2 protein-coding genes and 2 pseudogenes are annotated in these 4,854 nt (G+C 40.5%); all 4 read left to right on the forward strand.

Annotated elements, in window-relative coordinates; all coding sequences use genetic code 11:
* Positions 1-53: 53 nt before the first annotated feature.
* Positions 54-608 (forward strand): annotated as a pseudogene (locus IQ224_RS21625) (hypothetical protein); the annotation flags it as partial.
* Positions 609-613: 5 nt separating this feature from the next.
* Positions 614-886: a hypothetical protein gene (locus IQ224_RS21630; RefSeq protein ID WP_194033480.1), complete on the forward strand. Its 273-nt coding sequence runs from the start codon at positions 614-616 to the stop codon at positions 884-886.
* Between the two features lie 344 nt (positions 887-1,230).
* Positions 1,231-1,974 carry a DUF1995 family protein gene (locus IQ224_RS21635; protein ID WP_194033481.1) on the forward strand — a complete coding sequence of 248 codons (744 nt, stop codon included), beginning with the start codon at positions 1,231-1,233 and terminating at the stop codon, positions 1,972-1,974.
* 174 nt (positions 1,975-2,148) lie between these two features.
* A pseudogene (locus tag IQ224_RS25155) lies at positions 2,149-4,716 on the forward strand (DNA methyltransferase); the annotation flags it as partial.
* Between the last annotated feature and the right edge of the window lie 138 nt (positions 4,717-4,854).

Below are 4,854 nucleotides of genomic sequence, written 5' to 3' on the forward strand. Positions count from 1 at the left end.
AAAATGAGCTCTACACCGTCTCATTCGTCGGCCGCGTCAGATGTGTGTAAGAGACAGATCCTAGGCAACCGGCTACCGAACCAGCCACCCCCAGGATACCTGGATTGATTCCCGCCACCGATCCCGACCAAAAACGGGCAGAAATTAATCGCGGTCGCAGGGATCCCTTTGCCCCCTTTCCCGTACAACCAAATATTACAATCACAGTGGCGGAAGAACCCCCGGCTGGGACTCCGGTGGCCACCGCACCCGCACCAATGGGCAATCCTCCCACCCCCAGACCACCGATAGTGAAAGGGCCGCCACCACCACCGCAACCGACGGAAGCGGAAGAAGTGCAAGTATCGGGCATTCTCCGGTTGCCTACCACTCCTATGGCGATCGTGAAAGCCCCCGGAGAAGCCACGGAACGTCGAGTTATCCCCGGTTCTACCCTCTCTAATGGTTTAATTTTAGTTAAAGCGATCAATACTAATCCCGATAACCCCTCTATTGTCTTAGAACAATACGGTCAAACTATTACCCGTCGCCTAGGGGATGGTGTCCCCGAACCCGCCACCGCACCGCAGGCCTCGATCAGTTATAATATTCCCGAATCAGGAGAATAAAACCCGTGCGATCGATTGCTATTCAACAAAAACAAACTATTATTTATCCGCGAATGCCCTTGGCTATCTATCGAGAATTAGCCAGCCATTTACAACAGGTTCAAGGTGTGGAAACCCATCTCACCCCCCAGCAGTTCCAACAATTCGATTATCACCAAAGTCAGATCAGTAGTCTAGAAATTAACTATACCGAGACTTTTCAGGAAAGCGATCGCCCTCTGGTCACGGCAATTCTCGGTTATTATGCCCAACGTCACGGCTCCTATCAACTTTCCTAAGCTTTCTCTCCTCACCTTTTCCCCGATTACCGACTTTCTTCTTAAAAACTAAAGGTATTTTATAGGATTTATCTTAATGCTGGGGATGATGCCAGATATCGTCATACTTCATCTAAACTTAAGTAGGGTTTGCGGCAAAAAGTACGGGCGAAGCATTCGGATAGAAAATCTACGGTTTCACCGATAGGTTATTGCCCGAATGCTTCGCCCCTACAGGACGTAGGGTTCATTCATGAATCAACCCTACCTTTTATAAAAATTAAAATCTTTCTGATTTTAAGCCACCGACGACCAGAGGTAGTCACTGATAACTGCTCACTGATAACTGATAACTGATAACTGAAATGACCCTACCCAATTCCCTAGAAGAAACGATCCTGCAAGCGAAAGCCGCCACCCAACTGGCTCTAGAATCGGGAGCTAGACGCATACAAGTGGAATTAGTTATCCCAGAAATTGCTCTACAAGCGCAAGCTTTAGCCCTTGATTTTACCTCTATTTTTGACAGTTATGGTTCTGGTTTAAGGGTAATTTTTCCCGATACTGGAGCCGCCATGTTAGCTCGACGGGATTGGGGAGAAACAGTTTTTCAACTGGGAGATTTAGGTAGTCGTTTTATTCCCGTCGAAAACAAAATTAAGCCCGAAGATGAAGCTTTTTTAGTTGTTTGTCCCTCCTCGGTGGAGATTAATTCCGTAGAAAAACTCTGTTACCTTGCCGAAGATCGCCCGGTAGTTCTTCTGATTCCTCAATTAGAAGATGTATCGGTGGTGGGTATCGGTTACGCAGCTCGACAATTGCGAGAAAGATTTTTAAGTATCCTAGAAAGTTGTTATTATTTTCGTCCCTTGGAATCAGCGATCGTTTATCGCTCCTATCCTTCTTTGTGGCAAGTTTGGCTCGAAAAAGAAGACGGTTACGAGTTAATTTCCGAACAATCCACTAAACCCATGGGCGAAGCTTTAGAAAATCTGATTCTGAAAGCTTCTAGTAATAATCATGAGGATAGTTCTAATCCTGCTAATAAAGCCAAGAAGTCGGGTTTATTTGCCACGATGGGACGCTTCTTAAAAGCATTGCAACAGTGACATACTCCCCCCGTCACAGCGTAGCTTAACGGTGGATTCTTTCCCCATTGCTGTTAGAAATTCTTGGCTTCGACAGATTGACCTCGATTGCAACTTTTATCCTTCTATTTTAACCGATCATTTGGCAATGCTATAATTAAGATTAGTCGGTAGTTTCCCTAGAGGTAAACTTTTATGATCGTCAATAAGCGAGAACTCAAGCAAACCTTAAATCGGGTGTACTTGAAAATCAAGCCTGATACTGAAACAATTCAGGTTTTTCAAGCTAATTTGACGCGCTTATTGGAGCAATGTGACAGCAAAAAGTCGGAAGAGTTTAATAAAAATTTACTGATAGATTTTTTAAAAAATACCTATTATACCGATCGCTATTTTATCAATACAAAAGAGCGCATTGATCTAGTGATTCATAATAACCAGGATGTTAAAAGTCCAGTGGGGGTCATTTTTGAGACGAAGAAACCTACTCGGACAATAAATGCAGAAATGCCAAGACTGGATAATCTCAATACTAAGGCTTTTCAGCAGTTAATTTTATATTTTCTCCGCGAAAGGGTGACGGATAAAAATCTTGAGATTAAACACTTGATCGTGACAAACATTTATGAGTGGTTTATTTTCGATGGCAAGATTTTTGAGGATTTGTTTTTTGCTAATAAGGCTCTAGTTAACCAGTTTTGCGATTTTTAAGAAGGGAGACTGAGTAGTACAAAAACGGATTTTTTCTATCAACAAATTGCCGAACCAGCGATCACTAAAGTTATTGAGCAAATTAAGTTTACTCATTTTGATCTGCAAGAACTGGAAAATTTAGATTTGCTTGATATTTACAAGATTCTTTCGCCAGAACATTTACTTAAGTTACCTTTTGTTAATGACAGTAATACTTTAAATAAGCCTTTTTATAATGAGCTTTTGTATATTATTGGTTTGACGGAAATTAAGGATAAAGGGAAGAAGTTAATCGGACGAATGAAAGAATGCGATCGCTGTGATGGTTCCCTGATTGAAAATGCGATTAGTCGGTTGGATAGTCTAGATAAAATTGCACAATTAAAAAATCCTGAAGAGTTTGGAACTACGGATGAGGAACGGCTTTATAATATGGCGTTGCGGTTATCAATTAATTGGATTAATCGGGTTTTGTTTCTCAAATTATTGGAAGCGCAGTTAATTAGACCTCTTGCATAAATCCGAAAACAAACGATAGAAACAATAATGGGAGGGACTTTCAGTTAATTATTTATTAGTAGTTGATAATCTTCAAAAATGTTGCTGTACAAGGATCGACTTAAGACTTTTGCAAGAGGTCTATTAAATATCATCAAGGCGATCAAGATTTTGCTTTTCTCAATTTGGCGAAAGTTCCCAGTTATAGTGATCTCGATAGTTTGTTTTTTGATGTGTTAGCCAAGGAGAAAAATAAGCGCGAGGCTAAGGTTAAAACGATTTTTGCTCATGTACCTTATTTAAATAGTTCGCTATTTGAACCAACGTAGACAGAACAGCAAACGATTTTTATTGGCAATTTGCGGGAGCGAACTTTACCCATTTTTGCAGGTACGGTGCTAAAAGATAATCAGGGTAATAAGCGAGTAGGTGAGTTAAATGCGTTGGCTTATTTGTTTGAGTTTTTGGATGCTTATAAGTTTGATCGAGATGAGTTAGAAAATCCTCAAGAAGATAGCGAAAAGTTAATTAATGCTTCGGTGTTGGGGTTAATTTTTGAAAAGATTAATGGTTATAAGGATGGTTCTTTTTATACGCCGAGTTTGATTACCATGTATATGTGTCGGGAAACGATACGAAGAGCGATCGTGCAGAAGTTTAATGAAGTAAAAGGCTGGAATTGTCAAACTTTAGATGATTTATATGAACGAATTGAGGATAAAAAAGAGGCGAATACTATTATTAATAGCCTGAAGATTTGCGATCCGGCGGTGGGTTCGGGACATTTTTTAGTTTCGGCTTTGAATGAGATAATTGCGATTAAGAGTGAGTTACGGGTTTTATTAGATAGTTCGGGTAAGTCCTTAAAAGATTATCGGGTAGAGGTGCGAAATGATAAGTTATTGGTTTACGATGATGAGGGTAGTTTATTTGCTTATCATCCGAATAATAAAGAAAAGCACTGGGTACAGCAAGCCTTATTTCATGAGAAGCAAACGATTATTGAAGGGTGTTTATTTGGGGTGGATATTAATCCTAATTCCGTGACGATTTGTCAGTTGCGGTTATGGATTGAGCTTTTAAAGAATGCTTATTATCGCGAGGATGGCAATTTAGAAACTTTGCCAAATATTGATATTAATATCAAGTGTGGTAATTCTTTGATTAGTCGCTTTGCTTTGGATGTGGATGTTAAACAGGTTTTACAGAAGCAGAAGTTTAGTATTGAGGAATATCGCAATGCGGTACAGACTTATCGCAATGCGGAAAATAAGGAACAAAAGAGGGAGATGGAAACGCTGATTGCTAAGATTAAGGCTGGGTTTAGTGCTAATTTATTAATTAGTGATCCTAAGAAGGTGAAGTTATACCAAATTTCTAAATCCATGACAGACATCCACGCTCGAATGCTTGCCAAGCCTGCATTCGTTGTGACGCGAATAAAGAAAAATGGTATTACGTCAATTACAAGGGGAACTTTATAATCTGGAAAATCAGGGTTTATTGTTTGAGGAGACTAAGACAGAGCAAAAAGCGCGGGAGAAAAAAGTAACTAAGTTAAATAATGAGGTATCCGCTCAATAGTAAGCGTTCAGGGGGGGATTGTCAAGCAGCCAGTGGCATTGATTCTGTGGGAGGACTCTCCTGGGGCAGCAGAGAAGGAGAAGTACTGCCTTTCCTAGAGGCGCGAATCGCTTCAGTCATAAATTC

The organism is Microcystis sp. LEGE 00066 (genome assembly GCF_015207925.1).
GTDB classification, from domain to species: domain Bacteria; phylum Cyanobacteriota; class Cyanobacteriia; order Cyanobacteriales; family Microcystaceae; genus Microcystis; species Microcystis ichthyoblabe_A.

Bases quoted from the DNA above. Each gene is read 5' to 3' on its own strand.
- IQ224_RS21635 (WP_194033481.1), top strand. From the start codon at position 1,231: ATGACCCTACCCAATTCCCTAGAAGAAACGATCCTGCAAGCGAAAGCC.